Source organism: Pontibacter pamirensis, from assembly GCF_010015475.1.
GTDB classification, from domain to species: Bacteria; Bacteroidota; Bacteroidia; order Cytophagales; family Hymenobacteraceae; genus Pontibacter; species Pontibacter pamirensis.
In genome coordinates, this window is the sequence record NZ_SSNI01000061.1 from 1 (window position 1) to 17,866 (window position 17,866).

A 17,866-nucleotide genomic window follows, 5' to 3' on the forward strand; every position below is an offset into this window, starting at 1 on the left:
AACCTGAAGTTGCAGCGAGATGATGTAGTTTGCGTACTTATAGTAAGACATTATAGAACGTATGCTGTACTTCTTTACACGGCACACAAAGTGCAATTAGCCTATGCAGGTTGTTGAGAGTTTCTTGGGTCTTCTCCTGAAATAGGTTGACAGTTTTTAAACAAACTATCCCTATGGAAGACCACATCAAAGAACTACTTAACCGCTATCAGTATAGCGAGGGTGAGAGGAATACTTATGCTAAGGATTAGTAGCGTTTACTGTTAAGGCTATCCCGACTGGTCATACCTTTTCGTCTTTTTTATTTCCACGTTTAATGGTATCCAGCTATAAGACAGGCTGCCTTTGCTTAGTTGTAGAACATCATTCCTCCGCCACCGTCAAACCTGGGGTTGACAACGTTGTTGAACAGCGAACCGAACCTGTAGCGGACACCGAAGTTGAAGTAGAAGTCATAGTTGGAGTCCAGCTGGCGCCGCCTTGTTAACAGGTCCTGGTCAGAGACCGCTCCCTTTATGATGTTCAGCTGGTCCCGCTGTATGGCATAGTACCCGCCCACGTTCAGCGTAAGCCCTTTCACCAGCCGTACCTCCCCGTAGCCGGAGAAGGAAAGCCTCTTTTTAGAGAAATCGTGGAAATAATGGCTGAAGGAGGTGGAGCCGCTCACCCGCCCCCATTTCTGATTGAAGCTCACATCCAGCGAGAGGCTCTCCTGAAACCGCAGCTCCTCGGTCTGGGAGAAGATGGTTTCCTCAATGTAGTTGAAATACTGAGGCCCTACCCTGTACATCAGCCCAATGTACCTGTTGTTCGATTCTGAGTAGGGAACGAAGTTATACTCTACAGCCGGTGTAACCGCCAAAGAAAGGTCATAGTTACTGTAGTCAGACTTCTGCGCACTGACATAGCCACCGGCTGACAGGTGGCTGGTGAGGGACCACACGGTGGTGTTGCTGAAACCATAGCGCTCGTTGGTGTAGGTAAACTCCTCGTCACCCTCCCCAAAGCGGTTCTTGTTCTTGTTGGCATGCAGGGAGAAGCTGGTCTTTAGCTTTTCCGTTACCCTGCCCGCGCTAACCCCGCCGCTCAGGCTGCTGTTGGAGTAGTTTCTGTCCCCGCTGAAGTAGCCGTTCATGTTGAGGTTAAAGACCCAGAAGTTCCAGGGGTCCTCCTCCGGCGTGGTGGCTATCTCGGTTGCCTGGCTATCAGCGTCCTTGAAAGAGATGACCATGTCCTTTGCCTTCTCTGTCTTCAGGATGTAGGGAATCAGCCCGAGCCTGATTTTCTCAACCGCCTCTTTCCGGTCTTCATCATCCGTGGCGGTAGCCTCCCTGATGTATGCCTTCACATCATTCATCCCGGAGAAGGCTTCCCGCCCTTCAAACTGAAGCTTGTACTCGCGTCCTCCGCTTCCCGTGGTCTGCGCTGTAATCAGGATGTAGACGTTGGCCTGGAATCGGTCATTTACGTAGTCCACGAAAGGGATTTCGCGCCTGATGTAGTCTCTGTCGCAGTAGGTTTGGCAGTCTATGAAAACGCGCAGGTTTTCGACTTTGTCTGCAGTGGTCTGTGCAAAAGAAGTGCTGACGCATAGAAGCGCGAGCAGGAGATGGAAGATTGTTTTCATATGGCGGTACCGCTGTAAAGTGGCAAAAGGAACAGAAGGTGCAAATCGTACTTGAATTTACTCAATTAGTTTGTTAAATATAGAATTTATATATTAATAATATATTGGTATGCGTTGTAAATAAAGCCTGAATAAGAAGGGGTGGAAGATGTCGCAGAATTCGCTTTACCTAAGAAGGAGCCGTCATCAGTTCGTTTATAATTTAAAGAATATACCTATGGAAACTAAACTTTATATCCTCTGCCTGCTCATGTTGTTTGCTTTTACAAAGGGTCATTCCCAAAAGGTTAACGGTAGGCTTTTAGAAGTACCCACTCTGGACAGTAAAGGGCTGACGGGGGATGTGCTGACCGTAGACATGTATGACAAGGACTGCATCCATGTGGTGGACGGCATGATATCCTCTTCCAATGACGTTGTTTCCAACCAGCAGCTGGCGCATTTTGAGCGGGCAGCAAGCAGGGAGAAGCTGGCGGAGCTTGGGTTCAGCGATGGCCGGTGCGTCATGGTTAAGTCTACCGCTGACCTTGACATAGAGAATTACATTTACAGGCAGGTGCACGAACAGGTACGGCAGGTAGGCATTGAGTACAAACTGCCCATTGCCGTAAACGGAAAGCTCCTCCCTTCCTACACCGACAGACGAAGCCAGCTAAGCATAATCAAACCAGCGCAAATAAAGAGGGTCAAGTTCCTCAACAAGGCGGAGGCGCAGGGCAAGTATGGGGACAGGGTTGTCTTTGGCTTGATAGAGATTACTGTTTAGGAAGAAAACAACCTGCCGACACAGTAGCCAAAGCCGTGGGGCAGAGTCCAATTTAAAACTGAGGGCGCAGGCAGAAACGTCTGCAAAAAACAGGAGGGGCATGCTCCACCCATTATCATAAACTGACTACATGAAATTCAAGCTATTTAAAAAGAAACCAGCTGCAGCAGAAACCAAGAAGAAAAAGAGCTTTGCCCGTGAATGGGGAGATGCCATTCTCTTTGCCGTAGTGGCTGCTAGCCTGATAAGGTGGGGAACGGTTGAGGCCTACACCATTCCAACTCCCTCGATGGAGAAGTCACTGCTTGTCGGGGACTACCTGTTTGTGAGTAAACTGCACTACGGACCACGCACGCCCATTACGCCTATGCAGGTGCCGCTTACGCACCAGACCATCTGGGGCACGAACATCCCCTCCTATTCAGATGCCATTCAGCTACCCTCTTACCGACTACCAGGTTTCTCTGATGTAGAACACAACGATGTGGTGGTTTTTAACTTTCCCCCAGAGAAACATCACCCCACGGACCTTCGCACCAACTATATCAAGCGTGCCGTCGGCTTGCCAGGGGACTCCCTGATGATTCGTGACAGGAAGGTGTACATAAATGGAGAACCACTGGCTATGCCGGTGCAGGAGCAGTATAAGTACTACATCAAGACAGACCAGCGACTGAGTGAGAAGTTCTTCCTGAAAAGAAACATCAGAGTGCATGATGTGATACTCTGGGATGAGGGATACGTGATTGATGCCACCCCTGAGCTGGCTGCACAGCTCAAGTCGCTTGACTTCATAAAGGATGTTGCCCTGTGGGAGCAAACGGACGCTTCTGGGGATGTTTTCCCACAGTCAAAAAGCCTGGACTGGGACAAAGATAATTTTGGTCCGCTGTACATCCCCCGAAAGGGAGCCACCGTAGCCATAACACCCCAGTCCCTGCCATTTTACCAGAAGGCAATATTGGCCTACGAGCATCAAGAAGATGCAGCTGTTAGAGACGGGAAGTTGTACATTGGCGGCAAAGAGGCAAAACAATACACCTTCAGGCAGGACTACTACTTCATGATGGGCGATAACCGGCATAACTCCCTTGACTCCCGCTACTGGGGTTACGTGCCAGAAGATCACATTGTCGGAAAAGCAGTTTTTATTTGGATGTCATCAAACGAGTATGGTGGCTTCTTTGACAAAATCAGGTGGGGAAGAATTCTCAATACTGTTGAATAAGAAATAGAATTAAGTAGAGAGGGAAGATAAACAAAAACTCTGCTAAGGCAGGAATGGTTTTGATTCCGCAAGCGTAAGATAAGTTTTATATCCTTTGTCCTACTTGGGCTAAAGCTGTTTTTAATACCTGTAAAATTTAACTTCTTTAAGCTCACCATCATGAAACGCCTCGTTCTCTTTCTTCTTTGTGCACCGCATGCTTTAGTAGCGCAAACCATTTTTTCAGGTAATGTTCAAAACGATTCAGGCGATAAAATCTTTATTTCTCACCCCATAGAGGGACACTTTAATACAACCGTTCAAGAGGTGGGGTTAGACCAGCAGGGCAGTTTCTCTCTAAGCTTACCCATGACGACAGCTGGGTTCATCTACTTTAGGTTTAACGGGTACAGTGGAAGAGTCTTTGCAGAACCAGATAGCAAGGAAGCCATCAGCTTAGACAAAACGGCACCTGACAATACCCTCACTTTTTCGGGAGAGCATGCGAAAGAGAATACCTTTCTGCACTCGCTCAAACGTGAGAAATCAATCAACGGCAGAGCCAGTTCCCCCCTTGCACGGGAGCTTCTGAAAGACTCCGTGCCAGAGACAGTCCTGCAGAAGGTACTGCAGCTAAGGGACAGGGAGCTAAAGGAACTGAAAGCCTTCGCTCAGAAAAACAGGAAATCCAAGGCCTTTGCTCAGTCTGTAGAACAGGACATTCGGTACTATTACCTGGCTGTGTTCGGAGAGTTAGCAGTGAACCAGTATATGCACAAAGAGAGGGGGAACCCTTCCTTCTTCAATGCGGCCTGGGTTGATACCTGGACCAAGGCCATGCACCTGGAGCCAATATCCAATGACAAGGCACTGGCAAGTTCAAACTACGACCTCTTCATTCGGGGGTACTTTGACTGGTACCAGGACATGTACTTAAAGCAAATGCCCCAGGATGTTGACAGCAAGCGAGGGGAGCATTTTATAATAAAAGAGAAGCAGATGAAAGAGTCGCTCACCGGCGAAGCACTGGAAATCAGTTTAGCAGCAATGATTCGGTTGGGAGCCATTCAGAAAAGATATGAGCCTGCTTTAGTAGAGCTTTACAACCGTTTTGCGGTTGAGTACCCCAATAGCCCTTACACCCCGCATCTCAAAGAGGTGGTGGACCCGATTGTGGCGTATTGGGAGGCCCAGAAGAAGGAATTGGCAGAAGGAATCAAGTTTCCGAGCAACTATGAGGGTATAAATTCCCTTCAGGAGCTGTTGGCGCCCTTGAAAGGGAAAGTGGTCTTTGTGGACCTTTGGGCCACATGGTGCGGGCCATGCAAGGAAGAGTTCCGCTTTAGCGAACAGCTGCAACAGTTTTCGAGGGGAAAAGACATAGAACTGCTTTACGTTTCCATGGATAAGCCAGAGCGGGAAAGCAGCTGGAAGGAGATGATTAAGTTCTATAAGCTAAAAGGGCACCATGTAAGGGCAAACGAGCAGCTGGAGAAGGAGATTCTGGAAAAGTTCGGCAAGAACGGAGTTCTGCCTATCCCTCGTTACGCCATTGTGGATAGAAAGGGGAATATTGCCGTGCTGGAAGCAAAAGAACCAAGTACTACCAAGGAGCTATATGAGCAGTTAGAGCTGTACATGAGAAATAACGAGTAAAAGAAAAGAACCAACCGCTAACAAGGCACACGCATATTTTTCTGCTTACGCCTCACCCGTTGCCTGTCCGAACCCGTTAGCGCAAATATTGTATTATTACCGTAAATAGTCTAAACAAACAATATCAAATTGTTACAGATGTCTTTTTTGCAGCTTTAGATAGCTAATCGTGAGAAATTAATAGTTGTTTCAGCAAAACATGTTCAGCATGAAAGTAAAACTTTTAGTTATTCTATTCTTCACCATAGGCTTTGCAAAGGCCCAGGATGCGACAGGTGTTAAGTTTGAACATGGGCTTAGCTGGACACAAGTTCAGGAGAAGGCAAAAAAGGAAAACAAGTACATATTCCTGGATGTGTATACTACCTGGTGCGGCCCCTGTAAGTTGATGGATAGGGATGTCTTTCCCCAGGAAAAGGTGGGCGAATTCTTCAACACGCACTTCATAAACGTAAAAATACAGGCTGACACGACCGGGAAGGACAGCGAAGAAGTGAAAAAGTGGTATAACGATGCTCAGGCTATCGCTACTACTTATAACATTAACAGCTTTCCTACATTTCTTTTTTTTAACCCAAAGGGAGAGCTTGTTCACCGATTGAACGGAGGCTCACCTACTGGGGATGATTTCATTGCAAAAGCAGAAGCGGCTTTGAGCGGGTACCATAAACAGAAGCGACAGTTCCAATCAGGGAAGAAAGACCCAGAATTCCTTTTAGAATTGATAAAGTCAGCCCAATTGATGAATGACAGAGAACTTATGCCCTTGGTTATGAATGAGTATCTGGCAACCCAAAAGAACCTTTTGACTGAAGAAAACTTAAAGCTGATCGCTGAATCTACAAAGAAGGTCGCAGACCCAGGCTTCGCCGTTTTAAGAAATAATGCAGACAAAGCTGATTTAGTGTTAGGAAAAGGGGTTAGCGAAAGAATAGTCAAAACTGTTGTCTTTGATGATATTGTCTTCCAATATTTAAAAGTTGACGGTGTCAAGAAAGAGTATGGTGGTGGAATGGTTGAATATATAGGCAAAATCAATGAAAATGTGGATTGGGATGAAATAGAAAAGGAGCTAAACCTGGAATTCCCTGATTTGTCAGAAGAAATAATAATGACTTCAAAGCCGATGTATTATCAATGGCTTAAGAACTGGCCTGAGTATGTGGGGCACGTTCATTCACACAGAAACAAAATAGACAAATTCCTGCTACTGAGATACGCCAACAATGTCTTTCTTTTCAGTGATGATTCGGTAAGCCTTAGGAAGGCATTAGATTGGTCAAGAGAGTTGTTAGTTGGTGAAAACAAGAAAAGCCCTCGCTTCCTTTTAAACTATGCTAACTTGTTGTACAAAACAGGCAAGAAGGAAGAAGCTATAAAAGTTATGGAAGAAGCGGTAGCCCTTTCAGGTCAAGAAGGAGGACATTTTGCAGAGGCTCTTGACAAGATGAAGAACGGCAAAAAAACATGGTGATTTAGGTTCGAGATTAGATAATACCTTCCACTACTAAAAAGCGCTGGAGAGTTAAGCAGGTGGCTTTAAAATAATGAATATAGGGTTTACAATTTGTTATAGAGTGATACCGTGTTATCCCCTTCCCCCTATAAAAGAACTACATGTGCTAATTACACCTCTGCGGTGTAGCTACGCCACCGCAGAACCCTGCACGTTGAGTAACATAATTAATAAATAAATGAAAATATTTTACACGCTTATCATTCTACTTCTACTGGTGGGATGCCAGTCTTCTATCAACAGCACTTCAGCTCCTGTAACAGTAGAAAAGCGACCAGACTACTCCTTGCTAAGAAAAGAACTGGAAGAAGTATACGATGTTGACCAAAGTGTCAGGAACATACACTGGGACAGCTTTCCCAACCCAGAAGCGAGTAAAGCCCATTCGATGAAAATGATGAAGATTGACTCAGTTAATCAAACAAGGGTAATACCTATTATTGAGCAATACGGATGGTTGCCGAAAAGTAAGGTGGGCGATAAAGCCGCCAAGGCTATTTTCCTTGTTGTGCAACATTCCAGCCTAGAGACGATAGAAAAGTACCTACCCCAGATGGAAGCGCTGGCAAAGCAAGGAGAGGCAAGCGCTACAGATGCGGCAAAGATGCGGGACAGGTTACTGATGTTTCAGGGGAAGAAGCAGATTTACGGTACGCAGGCAGCAGGTTGGGTACGACCAGAAGGAGGGCAAGTTATCTGGCCCATTGAAGATGTGGAGAACGTGAACAAGCGCAGGAAGGAAATAGGCTTTACGACAACTGTTGAAGAGAACGCCAAACAGCTTGGAGCCAAATATGACCCAAATGAGAAACTGCCGAAAAAGAATAACGATACTCCACAATAGCTTTGCGGTAGCTGCGCCACCCCAGAGCTAACTCCGTTAAGTAGCCTTGCATCTGCCCTTAATGAAAACCTTTGACTTATCGCTCGCCATTAATCAGCTTCTCGTTTACCTTCCGCAGAAAGGAGTCCCTGTAGCTGCTGCCCAACACAACAGTGCTTTTGTCGTCCAGCACGATTTGATTGCCCTCCACCACCCTGACCTTTGCGTTATGGACAATAAAGGACTTGTGTACTCTGGAGAACCTATCCTCCGGCAGGCTCTCCTCCACTTTCTTCATCGTCAGGTGCGTAATGATTGGCTCACCAGTAGTATGGATTCTAACGTAGTTCTGTAGTGCCTCCACATAGGAAATCTCCCCATACTCCACTTTTACCATCTTCCCCTTTACATCGCTTTTAACAAAAAAGTAGCTGTCTTCCTTTTCCTGCCCAAGACTGCTCCTGGCACTGATACGTAAGCGAACTTTGCTGACAGATTGCAGAAAGCGCTCATAGGATATCGGCTTTACAAAGTAGTCTAAGGCGTTCTTCTCAAAGGCTTGAAGAGCATAATCAGGGTAGGCAGTGGCAAAGACAACCTCAGTAAGTTTGTTTACCAATCCTGCCAAATCCACACCTGTGAGTTCTGGCATATCCACATCCACAAACACGATGTCTGGGACTACCTTACCGCTGGTTATAGTATCCAAGGCAACTAAGGGATTTTCCTCAGCCCCCACCAATTCCAGGCCTGGTGTCTTTTCGATATAACCTGAGAGCAGCCTGATGTTGTGCGACTCATCATCCACCACAAAACATTTTATCATGCAAGTACAAGTTGAAGGTTCGTTTCATAATATACATCATCCTGCTGGATATTCAGGAGGAAGTAACCTTCCCCGTAAAGCTTCCTTAGCCTGGTCTCCACATTCTGGATGCCTATTCCATGGCCCTTCATCACAGACTTCCTTTTCTTGTTCCTGGTAGACAGGTTCAGAGTGGTGTCGGTGCACGTGATAAAGACAGTGGCAGGATGAGCAGGGTCGTTGAGGATGCCGTGCTTGAACATGTTCTCCACGAAAGTGAGCAGCAGCAAGGGGGGGAGCCTGTGCTGGCTGAAGCCTCCCTCGAAGCTCATTTGAAGCTGTAGCGGCTTGCTGAAGCGGAGCTGGTTAAGGCCAATATACTTCTTTACCTGCTCTACTTCTCTGGCTAAGTCTATTTTGCCATCTTCATGCACCTGCCCGAGCGCATAGTGCATCACCTCCGAGAGCAGCAGGACGCCTTCTGATGCTTTAGGAGATACGTCCTGCACAGTGCTGTAGATAAAGCTGAGCGTGTTGAAGAGCATGTGTGGGTTGATCTGCGCTCGAAGGTAAGCGTTCTGTGACAGTGCCAGGTCTTTCTCCAGCTCTGCCTTCTCCCTTTCCGCCTCCGCCTGCTGCACCTTCAGTTGGCTTATAACCTTATTCCGCTTAATGATATTGAGGACCATCCAATATGCGGTGCTGACACTTATAAAAGATGCCCCCTGCCAAATATGCCTTAGGAAGAAAGAGGTGTCTAACACGATTTCCTCGGGGACTGAACGATACAAGTTCAGGAGCTTCTCCAGCAGGTGTTCGGAGGCAACGTACCAGCCTAACTCCAAAGGGACCAAAATCACCAGCAGGGCAGGCAGCCACTCTTTTTCCAATGCATCATCCATCACCAGGTGGGCATGCAGATAAAAAAGGGAGATGTTAATCAGATAGTAGCCTCCGTATTCCCACCACATGGTCTTAGCAGAGTTCTGGACCAGCGCCATCGTAACCTCATACAGGATAAAGACCGCCCACGCCAGAGCATGAACCAATATCACACGGAGGGGCAGCTTTGTCGGCATAGGTTAGGGTGCGGATTTACGGTTATGAAAGGTAAGGTATTATTCATCCATAGGAAAGTCCTGTTCATGTAAAGTTTTTGCCAGAAAAGTTATAAAACCTTAGCTTCATTGTATCAGAGGCCCGTGAATATCTCCTGAAAGCGATTAGCATGGCTAAGGGCAAAAAGCATGGCTTGAAAGGTTATGTTTCTAATGAGTATAAAGTCCTAAACTAAAACATATGAAGAAGTCGCTCATCCCTCTCCCGTTTCTTTTCTTCCTGGCGCTAACCACTTTCGCACAAGAGGTGATGAAGGTTTCTGTCACTCCAACCCCTGGCTATAGCGTGTTCCACGCGGGCATGGGAGCTATTGGGCCAGAGGCCGAAGACAGTCCCTTCAAATCAGAGTTGAGGGGTGTTCCAGCCAAACTAAAAAACATCAAGCGACACCATTTTATTTTTGATGAGAAACAGTTCTTTTACCAGAATTTTCTAAACGAGAAGATTTCTAAAGAAGAGTTTGAGAGATTGAAGCAGGCTTTAAAATACGAGCCGAATGAGAAAGAATTTTCTAAAAACTCTTTAAGAGCCTCTGTTTACATCATTACAGGCGAAGACGAAAAAGGAAACAGAGTATGGTTGGCAGACACTGATACAGACCTTGATTTCTCTGATGAAAAAGCCCGCCCGCTGCTTACCTACTCTGATCCTTTTAATTTCGGGAAATACAAGAGCTTTGCTGACAATGCCGTTCAGATAAAGCACCAACGTATGCGTGACGGCAAAGTAACTGAAGAGGTATTTCCTTTAGCCATAGTAGCTCCACTTGAGGGAGAGCATGTTTACTTTAACTATCCTAGGCACTATACGGCCACTGTAAAAGCGGGTAATAAGGCATATGCAATTGCATTAGAAAGCAACCGCTTTCTTTCTGAAGACTTGGATGATGGAAATAATAGCATGGTAGTGCTAACGGATGATATAAAGGGGAAGACAGTTGACTTATCTGTTCCCGTACGCCCTAACCAGTACTTCAACTTAGGGGAAGATGTTTATCAGTACTTAGGTGTGGACTCAAGAGAGAAAGTCGCTAAAATTAAGCGTGTAAAGGATGCTGGCTCGGTAAAGTCGGCACAGGTAGGATTCCCCACAATTGATTTCGAGGGAAAGGATTACACCTCAGGGAAAGAAGTCACAATGAAAAAGTTGAAGGGCAAGTACGTTCTGCTGGACTTCTGGGCTACCTGGTGCACACCTTGTATCAAGGAGTTCCCGAGGCTCAAGGCCTTATCCTCTCATTACGATAAAAGTAAGTTTGAAATTATTGGAATAATAGGGCGTTCTGAACCTAAAGACTTGGCAAAGCTAATTGACAAGCACAAGCTTACTTGGCCCCAAGTATTATCCGATGAAATTGTAGAAAAACATGGTGTAAGCAGTTATCCATCAACTTTTCTTATTTCCCCAGAGGGTAAAGTAATATACAAAGACCTCAAGGGAGAAGAGTTAGAAAAGGTCTTAGCAGAACTAATAAAGTAAATAATGTAGCTGCAAGGTTCATAGATTACGCTTAGGCTATCCGTACCTTGCCCACAATGCATAGATACGCTAAACTACTCTCCAGGCGGTCCTGGTGAACATCCTATGTTTGTTCTCAGTGACTTAGGTACTCTTTTTCCCTTTTGTAGACGTTATCTGAAACAGAAGAAATGAGTATTTAAGCTGTAGACAAAAAGACTGGGTAGGGAATAAGATTCCTGCTGAACATGGGTTCTATAAACCCGCGCCTTATGACAATCCCCTTACCCGGCTTCTTTACCTTGAACAGTTCATAAGGCCAGGAGCCTGCATCAGGATGTTGAGTGCAAGAGAAGCTATCTTTTTGTCACATGAATAACCTCTAAAACACACTATGATGGAGCACACTTACACGGGTATCGATATGGCCAAAGACAGCTTTGTGGTAGCTACAAAGCTAGCCGGCAAAGTCACCACCTCCTTGCACAGCAACGACAAAAAAGGTATCAACAGCTTCCTTAAAAGTTTATCAAGCCAGACTTGGTGCATCATGGAGGCGACCGGGGTTTATAGCCTGCAACTGGCCATCGCCCTCTATGAGAAAGGAATCAAGGTGTCGGTGGTGAATCCTCTGCAGATCAAGCGCTTTGCCCAGACTAAGCTCAAAAGGACGAAGACAGACAAGGTGGATGCGGCGCTGATCGCTGAGTACGGAGAACGTATGCAGCCCAAGCTATACGAGCCGCCAGCTCCCTTCATGAGGAAACTGCAGCAACAGCGCATGTCATTGAAGCTGCTGGTCAAGAGCAAGCGCTCTTTCCTGAACCAGTTGCATGCCCTGTCCCAATTGGAGGAAGCGGATAAAGCTGCTCTAAAGGCCTGTAAAACGGTCTTGACAAGCATAGAAAAGCAAATCGGGAGACTAGAGGAACAGATGCAACAGCTGGCAGAAGAACATTGCCAGGACCTGTTTACCTTGCTGCAGACGATTCCCGGTATCAGCACCAAGTCTGCTATAGAGCTTATTATAGTCTCTGGCGGGTTCAGAAACTTTACATCAGCCAGGCAGTTCAGCGCCTTTATCGGGATCAGCCCCTGCATCAATGAGTCTGGCACCTCCATCCGCGGCTATAGGGGGATCAGCAGGATTGGGGACAAAAACATAAGGGCTATGCTCTACATGTGTGCCATGGCGGCAAAGGTGTACAACAAGGCTTGCCGGGAGCTTTATGAGCGGATGGTGGCGGCAGGAAAAGCAAAGAAAGTAGCCTTGGTGGCCGTGATGAACAAGCTGATAAAACAGGTGTTCGGTATGGTAAGATCCGGAGAAGTTTATTCAGCACCATGTTGAATACGGCGCCTAAAAAAAAATTAATACAGTTGCTTTTTAACACAGTTCATAATCAGCGTTATAGAACAGCTCTAGCTACACCTCTAATTCATTCAATTTTTTAGTTCAACCTCCCCTTCAACTCAACACTTCCACATTTGCTGGAACAGAAAAACTGTGGATTACGATGCCTCGTCCTGAAATCAATAGATAGTGCGAGCACTGTTTAGATTCTTTATTCAATAACGGTATCAAAATCAGCTTGTTATGGCAGTCAACTGGCTGGTTCTGAACCTTGAAGAGGATAGGCTTATTATATTATTTGATTGTTAAAGCTACTGTGTTTGACTGTCAGGTCGCAAACAATGTCCTATTTCTCACGTTGATTTACTAATGAAGACTTAAAGTTAAATGATAAACTGATACAATAAATATGGCAGTAGCTTATTTTTTGATCCTGTACATGTTGTGCTTGCTTATTCCAATCCGCCTGGGAAAACCAATGAAGAGGTTGGGATGGAGTAAACCGTTGAGGGGGGCTGTACAAGTAGCCTTAGGGTTAGCCATACTCGTGATAGGGTTTGCTGTCCCTATTTATGCTTACTCCCAGGGTTGAAGGAGACCTTTGACAGGCAGCTTTATGAAAGTATTCAGATTGACACTGATGGATTGACGTGTATTTGACGCCTCCTTCAAGCGGATGGCCAATGACCTCTCCCATGCGAAGGGTTCGGCAAAAGAAGTAGCCGACGAACTGCGCATAGCCCCCGGCCGGCTGAGCAAGTCAGCATCCCGCTTCAGGTGCAGCTTTCCCTTTATCCCATCCGTCATGCCGCAGAACAGCACAGCCGCGAAGATCAGCAGGAAGAAGTAAACGAGGTTCCCCAGCAGGTAGAATCTGATGATAATAAGCAGCACTTTTTCCGTTTACCCCGGGTTTTAGCCCGCTGCCCGTCAAAAGGCGCAACATGAGGGGTGCAGGCCCGTTTAAGAGGAACCCATCGTGCAAAGACTCCCTGCTCCTGCAGGTTTTTTTTTGCGCGCGGGGATGCGGAGCCTCCCTTCAAAGCGCTCTGATTGAATAAAGACACAGAAGGCTGTCCGGCACAGCAAACCATAATAAAACAAGATGAAGAACCTGCCTTACGGGGAACGCTGTATGCTCTTCCTCCTTTTCCTTTCGCTGAGCGGCTGCGACTTTGACGATGATGCTGTCATGAATCCCAGCTCCTGGGCCGCCATAGTTGTTGCCGCTGCTATGCTGCCGTTCTTCTACTATGTCTTTAAGATGTCCAGGAGGAAGTGAACAAAACCAAAACCCACATGGTAAAAGTCCTTTGCCTTGCCTGCCTGTTTCTGGGCATGCCCCTCAGCGCCTTTCCTCAAGGTGACACAGCCCGAGCTTCCCAGGCAGCCACGTTGCTGAGCAGGTACATACAGCTCGCCTCTGTCACCGGCTCAGAGAAGGGGGCAGGCGTCTTTTTCTCCGGGCTTTGCAAAAGCAGGGGGCTGCACGTAAAAGTCTTCTCCGACAGAAGCGATTCCTACAACTTCTCGGCCTCCCTCTACCCGCTGGAAAGCCGGAAGCCCAACATTGTCCTGTTGAACCACATTGATGTTGTGCCAGTGGCAGGCAACTGGCAGCATGCCCCCTTCTCGGGGAGGGTTGCCGACGGCATGGTCTGGGGCAGAGGAGCAGTCGACAACAAAGGGATGGCCATCATGCAGCTGCTGGCTGTAGCTGACCTGGTAGAATTGGCCTCCACCCGCGACCTGCCCTACAACGTGACGATCCTGTCCGTGTCCTCAGAGGAAGCAGGGGGAGCGCTGGGAGCAAAATCCATCGCCGAAAACCACCTTGACGCCTTGAACGCGGTGCTGGTGCTGGGGGAGGGAGGGGCTGGTGTATCAGGCATCCTGGCCTCTGATCCGCAGAAGAGGGTATTTGGAATTGAAATAAGCCAGAAGAGCAGCTTGAAGTTAAGGCTAAGCACAAAGGTAGCCTCTTCCGGCCATGGGGCAGTGCCCCCGGAGGCGTACGCAAACAAGAAGATGGTGGCGGCCCTGGGCAGGCTGCTGGACCGGGATGCGGACATCAGGGTTTCCGCACCTGCAGCGCTGATGTTCGAGGCGCTCGGAAAACACGAGCGTGGCCTGCGGGGCTTCGCCATGCGGCACCCGTGGCTTATGAAGCTGTTTGGGGGAAGGACCCTGCGGGAAGAGCCCATCCTCCACGCGCTGGTGACCAACACGGCCACCGTGACCAACATCTCCAACCCACCGACAAGTCCCAACCAGATACCGCAGCGCGTAACCGCCACCTTAGACTGCCGGCTCCTGCCAGGCACAACACAGCGGAGTTTCATCAGGGGCCTGAGAAGGACCCTCCGGGACAAAAACATAGCGGTAGAGGTTCTTTCCGGCTCCAGGCCAGCGCCCTACACGGCCCCCGACACCCTTTTCTTCGAAGCGCTGTGCCAGGCAGTGACCCAGGTGTATCCAAACGCCCTGGTGGCACCTATTCTCTTCCCGGCTTCCAACGACAACAGTTACTTCAGGGCAAGGGGGATCCCGGCATACGGCTTACTGCCTCTTTACTTAAAGGAAGAGCTCTTGCGCGCTATTCACAACAAAGACGAAAGGGTGCCCGTTGCTTCCCTTGATTCCGGCGTTGCCGTCTACAGGCAGTTCCTGGTCAGTATTCTTGTGGGAAAACAGCAGCCCCCCCGGCATACTTTATAGAGTAGGTGTCATGCCAGGCAAAAGCTGCCTGTAGACGGCGATTCCAGAACAACCCAATAAATGTGAAACTGCCTGAACTGGTACCGCTTGCCCTCTACCGTGATGAAGCTGCTCTCCGTGCCGTACACCTGCACCGTGTGCCCATTATACACAATCTTCATGGGGAAGGGCTCGTACTCGTACCCGATGTCCGAGAGCTCTGCTTCAATCGCCTCCTGCGTGCTGATGTTAACAGGAGACTGCACGTTGGCCCTGCACTCAGCGCCAGAGATTTCCTCCCAGTTGGTGTTCTCATAGTCCCACTCTGCTGCCCCCGCCGTTTCAGGGTCTGCTTCCACTGCAACTGGCTCTTCCGCCACTGCTTCTGTCTCCGCTTAACCGCCACAGGCAGACAGGACAAGGGTTAAAGTCAAAAAGAGGCACAGCCTGTTCCTGACTGCTTTGTAGGAGTAAGTGCTGTTTTTTCCAAAGAGTTTTATCTAGTTGTTCCATTCACTACTTGTCAAGTATTTAAAGGTTCCGGAAGCGGCAAAATACAGGAGGCAGCAGCCGCAGCAGTTTCCCTGGCCCGCTGCCGTCCCCTGCCCGTGAACAAAAAACAAGGAACAGTTTGCTAGAAAAAAATATATAAGGAAGAACAGGCTTTATAACTTTTCCTGAAGAGGGCGGCCCGCACCGTATAGGTTTCTGAGGCTGCCTCTTCTTTGTTTGAGGCCTGCCTCCATGGATCCCCCACAAACTTGCGGAGGGTTATGTGCTTTATAACATCCTAAAATCAATAATGCAATGGAAAACTTTAATGTAGAATTAGAATTGCTTTGGAAAAAGCTGGAGTCGTGGGGAGATTATGCCGTGCTCATGCTCCCCAACCTGTTCCTGGCCGTCCTCCTCCTGGTCATTACCTTCAAACTGGCTGGTTTGCTCAGAGGGTGGCTCGGAAAGTTTATTAACAGGTTCTCACATAGTCCCGCCCTGAACAACCTCATCCTGACGCTCCTCTACATCGGCATGCTGCTGGTGGGTTTCTTTATTGTGCTCCATGTGCTTAACCTAGACGGGGTGGTCATATCTATGCTGGCCGGTGTCGGTATTGTGGGGCTGGCGCTGGGTTTTGCCTTTCAGGACATCGCTGCCAACTTTGTCGCTGGGGTGTTCATTGCCTTTCGAAGGCCGTTCCGCGTGGGCGACTTAATCGAGACCAACGATTACCGCGGCGTCATCAAGCAGATTACACTTCGCACAATAAACATCCGGCAGCTGACGGGAGAGGTGGTGCACCTCCCGAACAAGACGGTGTTTGAGAACCCGCTCACGAACTACTCCGTTAATGGTACCCGGCGTGTGGACCTGCAGGTAGGGGTTTCCTACGCAGAGGACCTGGAGCAGGTGCAGCAGGTAGTGTCGGAGGCGCTGAATGATGTGAAAAACCGTGTGAAGGAAAAAGAGATTGAGGTGATGTACGATGAATTCGGCGATTCCTCCATCAACTTTAAAGCCCGCTACTGGATAACCTACAAAAATGAGTTAGACTATGTCAGTGCCAAGAGCGATGGCATCATCCGCATCAAGAAGGCCTTCGACGCCAACGATATCCTGATTCCATTCCCCATCCGTACATTGGATTTCGGAATAAAGGGCGGCGAAAAGCTGACAGAGCAACTGGAGACTATCACCGCCTCTATGAAAAAAGGCAGGGCTTTAGGGGGTAACGGACAGGCAGGCAGCGATTGAGACAGCACTTGTACAGAAGTGTTACACCCCCTCTCTAGGAACGTATCACGGGGTATAGAGCCCCTAAAAGGGCTCTATATATTGAGCAAGAACGTAAAAGTTTTTATACTACGCTTAAGGCTTGAGAAACATTGCATGAAAAGGACAGGGGCAGCTTCTGCTTCAGCCTGCTACATAAACTATGGAGCATGGCTTATGTGCGGAAGGGTGACGATGCCACAGGGCAGCGGGAACACCTGCTCCCCTAAAAAAGGGCGGCCCAAGACACTGGTTGCTCCTGCTCTCCTTTCCTTTAACAAACAACATGCTGAAGAACTGCTCTTCCGCCTCAACTGTCCCTTTGAGGATGATTTATGCGCTGGCGGGCAGCACCATTCCCGGATCGGGTTTGATGTGCTGCGCGTCCCCCTCTTGGATAGCGATGATGGTGCAGCCTGTTTCCTGGCGGATGGATGACTCTGCAATTGTGGGCCTAGCCAGCCGCTTCGGCGCTCTTGCCTGGAGCAAGTCCAAGCCTTCTGCCACCGTGAGAAGTCACTGCGCTTTAGCAGGTTCAGAATGGTGCTGGCCCCTATGGAAACATTTCCTGGCTCCTAAAACTACCGCGGCTCTAGCTTACCTTTCATCCCATTTCGCTTAAACTCTGAATATAGAGGTAGCTGATAATCCTGCCGATGCCCATTATCTTGGCTATCTCCTCCACGGTTTTTGTTCCGGACTCGAAGAGGATTCTGGCTGACTGGCTGACTTTGCCTACTCCATGGCTGCTTTCGAAAGGCTTGCTGGCCTGCCGGTGGGCGTGGCGGTGTTGGTGCCGTCCTGCAGGCTCCCAAACTCCACCCCTCTCTCCTTGAACTCAGACACCAGGTCTATCAGGTCCCGCAGCGAGCGGCCCAGCCTGTCCAGTTTCCACACACCACCGTATCGCCTGCTCTGAGCTGGCTGATCAGTTTTACATTATATAGAATCTCTCCGGTGCCAGAGGCGGAGACACATCCCGCTCCTGAAGAGCTGCCTGGTGTTAAACCTGGTGGTTCCGGCAACGGCTGTCACTGAGGCGTCAGTGGGCTTATTCCGGAAAGGCTC

General features: G+C 48.3%; 17 protein-coding genes. 10 read left to right on the top strand and 7 right to left on the bottom strand.

Annotated features, from left to right (window positions below):
• Positions 1-349: 349 nt before the first annotated feature.
• Positions 350-1,627: a hypothetical protein gene (locus tag E1919_RS25610; RefSeq protein WP_162056258.1), complete on the bottom strand. Its 1,278-nt coding sequence runs from the start codon at positions 1,625-1,627 to the stop codon at positions 350-352.
• Between the two features lie 217 nt (positions 1,628-1,844).
• Here E1919_RS25610 and E1919_RS25615 point away from each other — a divergent pair, with 217 nt between their 5' ends.
• From E1919_RS25615 to E1919_RS25635, 5 genes are all read left to right on the top strand, one after another.
• Complete coding sequence (locus E1919_RS25615; protein WP_162056259.1) at positions 1,845-2,393, top strand: hypothetical protein; 549 nt, start codon at positions 1,845-1,847, stop codon at positions 2,391-2,393.
• Between the two features lie 130 nt (positions 2,394-2,523).
• Complete coding sequence (gene lepB / locus E1919_RS25620; RefSeq protein ID WP_162056260.1) at positions 2,524-3,621, top strand: signal peptidase I; 1,098 nt, start codon at positions 2,524-2,526, stop codon at positions 3,619-3,621.
• 159 nt (positions 3,622-3,780) lie between these two features.
• A complete protein-coding gene (locus E1919_RS25625; RefSeq protein ID WP_162056261.1) occupies positions 3,781-5,256 on the top strand; it encodes a TlpA family protein disulfide reductase in 1,476 nt (491 codons plus the stop codon).
• A gap of 208 nt (positions 5,257-5,464) precedes the next feature.
• A complete protein-coding gene (locus E1919_RS25630) occupies positions 5,465-6,730 on the top strand; it encodes a thioredoxin fold domain-containing protein (RefSeq protein ID WP_162056262.1) in 1,266 nt (421 codons plus the stop codon).
• Between the two features lie 220 nt (positions 6,731-6,950).
• Complete coding sequence (locus E1919_RS25635) at positions 6,951-7,616, top strand: DUF6624 domain-containing protein (protein WP_162056263.1); 666 nt, start codon at positions 6,951-6,953, stop codon at positions 7,614-7,616.
• 76 nt (positions 7,617-7,692) lie between these two features.
• Here E1919_RS25635 and E1919_RS25640 read toward each other — a convergent pair whose 3' ends face one another.
• On the bottom strand, positions 7,693-8,421 hold the full coding sequence (locus tag E1919_RS25640) for a LytR/AlgR family response regulator transcription factor (RefSeq protein ID WP_162056264.1): 729 nt from the start codon (positions 8,419-8,421) through the stop codon (positions 7,693-7,695).
• Complete coding sequence (locus E1919_RS25645; RefSeq protein WP_162056265.1) at positions 8,418-9,479, bottom strand: sensor histidine kinase; 1,062 nt, start codon at positions 9,477-9,479, stop codon at positions 8,418-8,420. Before E1919_RS25645 ends, E1919_RS25640 begins: the two co-directional genes overlap by 4 nt.
• 220 nt (positions 9,480-9,699) lie before the next feature.
• On the opposite strand from E1919_RS25645, the gene E1919_RS25650 reads away from it, so the two are divergent.
• Both E1919_RS25650 and E1919_RS25655 read left to right on the top strand, forming a co-directional pair.
• Positions 9,700-10,998 carry a TlpA family protein disulfide reductase gene (locus E1919_RS25650; protein WP_162056266.1) on the top strand — a complete coding sequence of 433 codons (1,299 nt, stop codon included), beginning with the start codon at positions 9,700-9,702 and terminating at the stop codon, positions 10,996-10,998.
• Between the two features lie 373 nt (positions 10,999-11,371).
• Positions 11,372-12,328, top strand: a complete 957-nt coding sequence (locus E1919_RS25655) for an IS110 family RNA-guided transposase (RefSeq protein WP_162056267.1) — start codon at positions 11,372-11,374, stop codon at positions 12,326-12,328.
• 579 nt (positions 12,329-12,907) lie between these two features.
• Here E1919_RS25655 and E1919_RS25660 read toward each other — a convergent pair.
• The gene (locus E1919_RS25660; protein ID WP_162056268.1) at positions 12,908-13,225 is read right to left on the bottom strand and encodes a hypothetical protein; all 318 of its coding nucleotides are present in this window, start codon (positions 13,223-13,225) and stop codon (positions 12,908-12,910) included.
• Positions 13,226-13,436: 211 nt separating this feature from the next.
• On the opposite strand from E1919_RS25660, the gene E1919_RS25665 reads away from it, so the two are divergent.
• Both E1919_RS25665 and E1919_RS25670 read left to right on the top strand, forming a co-directional pair.
• A complete protein-coding gene (locus E1919_RS25665; protein ID WP_162056269.1) occupies positions 13,437-13,613 on the top strand; it encodes a hypothetical protein in 177 nt (58 codons plus the stop codon).
• Between the two features lie 17 nt (positions 13,614-13,630).
• A complete protein-coding gene (locus E1919_RS25670) occupies positions 13,631-15,049 on the top strand; it encodes a M20/M25/M40 family metallo-hydrolase (protein WP_162056270.1) in 1,419 nt (472 codons plus the stop codon).
• An 8-nt stretch (positions 15,050-15,057) separates the two neighbouring features.
• On the opposite strand, the gene E1919_RS25675 is transcribed toward E1919_RS25670, so the two are convergent.
• A complete protein-coding gene (locus tag E1919_RS25675; protein ID WP_162056271.1) occupies positions 15,058-15,408 on the bottom strand; it encodes a carbonic anhydrase family protein in 351 nt (116 codons plus the stop codon).
• 427 nt (positions 15,409-15,835) lie between these two features.
• Here E1919_RS25675 and E1919_RS25680 point away from each other — a divergent pair, with 427 nt between their 5' ends.
• Complete coding sequence (locus tag E1919_RS25680) at positions 15,836-16,780, top strand: mechanosensitive ion channel family protein (protein WP_162056272.1); 945 nt, start codon at positions 15,836-15,838, stop codon at positions 16,778-16,780.
• Between the two features lie 351 nt (positions 16,781-17,131).
• Here the strand turns inward: E1919_RS25680 and E1919_RS25685 are convergent, their stop codons facing one another.
• Together E1919_RS25685 and E1919_RS27785 are read right to left on the bottom strand one after the other, a co-directional pair.
• Positions 17,132-17,305, bottom strand: coding sequence for a TrkA C-terminal domain-containing protein (locus tag E1919_RS25685; RefSeq protein WP_162056273.1), 174 nt, complete (start codon positions 17,303-17,305; stop codon positions 17,132-17,134).
• A gap of 228 nt (positions 17,306-17,533) precedes the next feature.
• On the bottom strand, positions 17,534-17,695 hold the full coding sequence (locus E1919_RS27785; protein WP_162056274.1) for a recombinase family protein: 162 nt from the start codon (positions 17,693-17,695) through the stop codon (positions 17,534-17,536).
• Between the last annotated feature and the right edge of the window lie 171 nt (positions 17,696-17,866).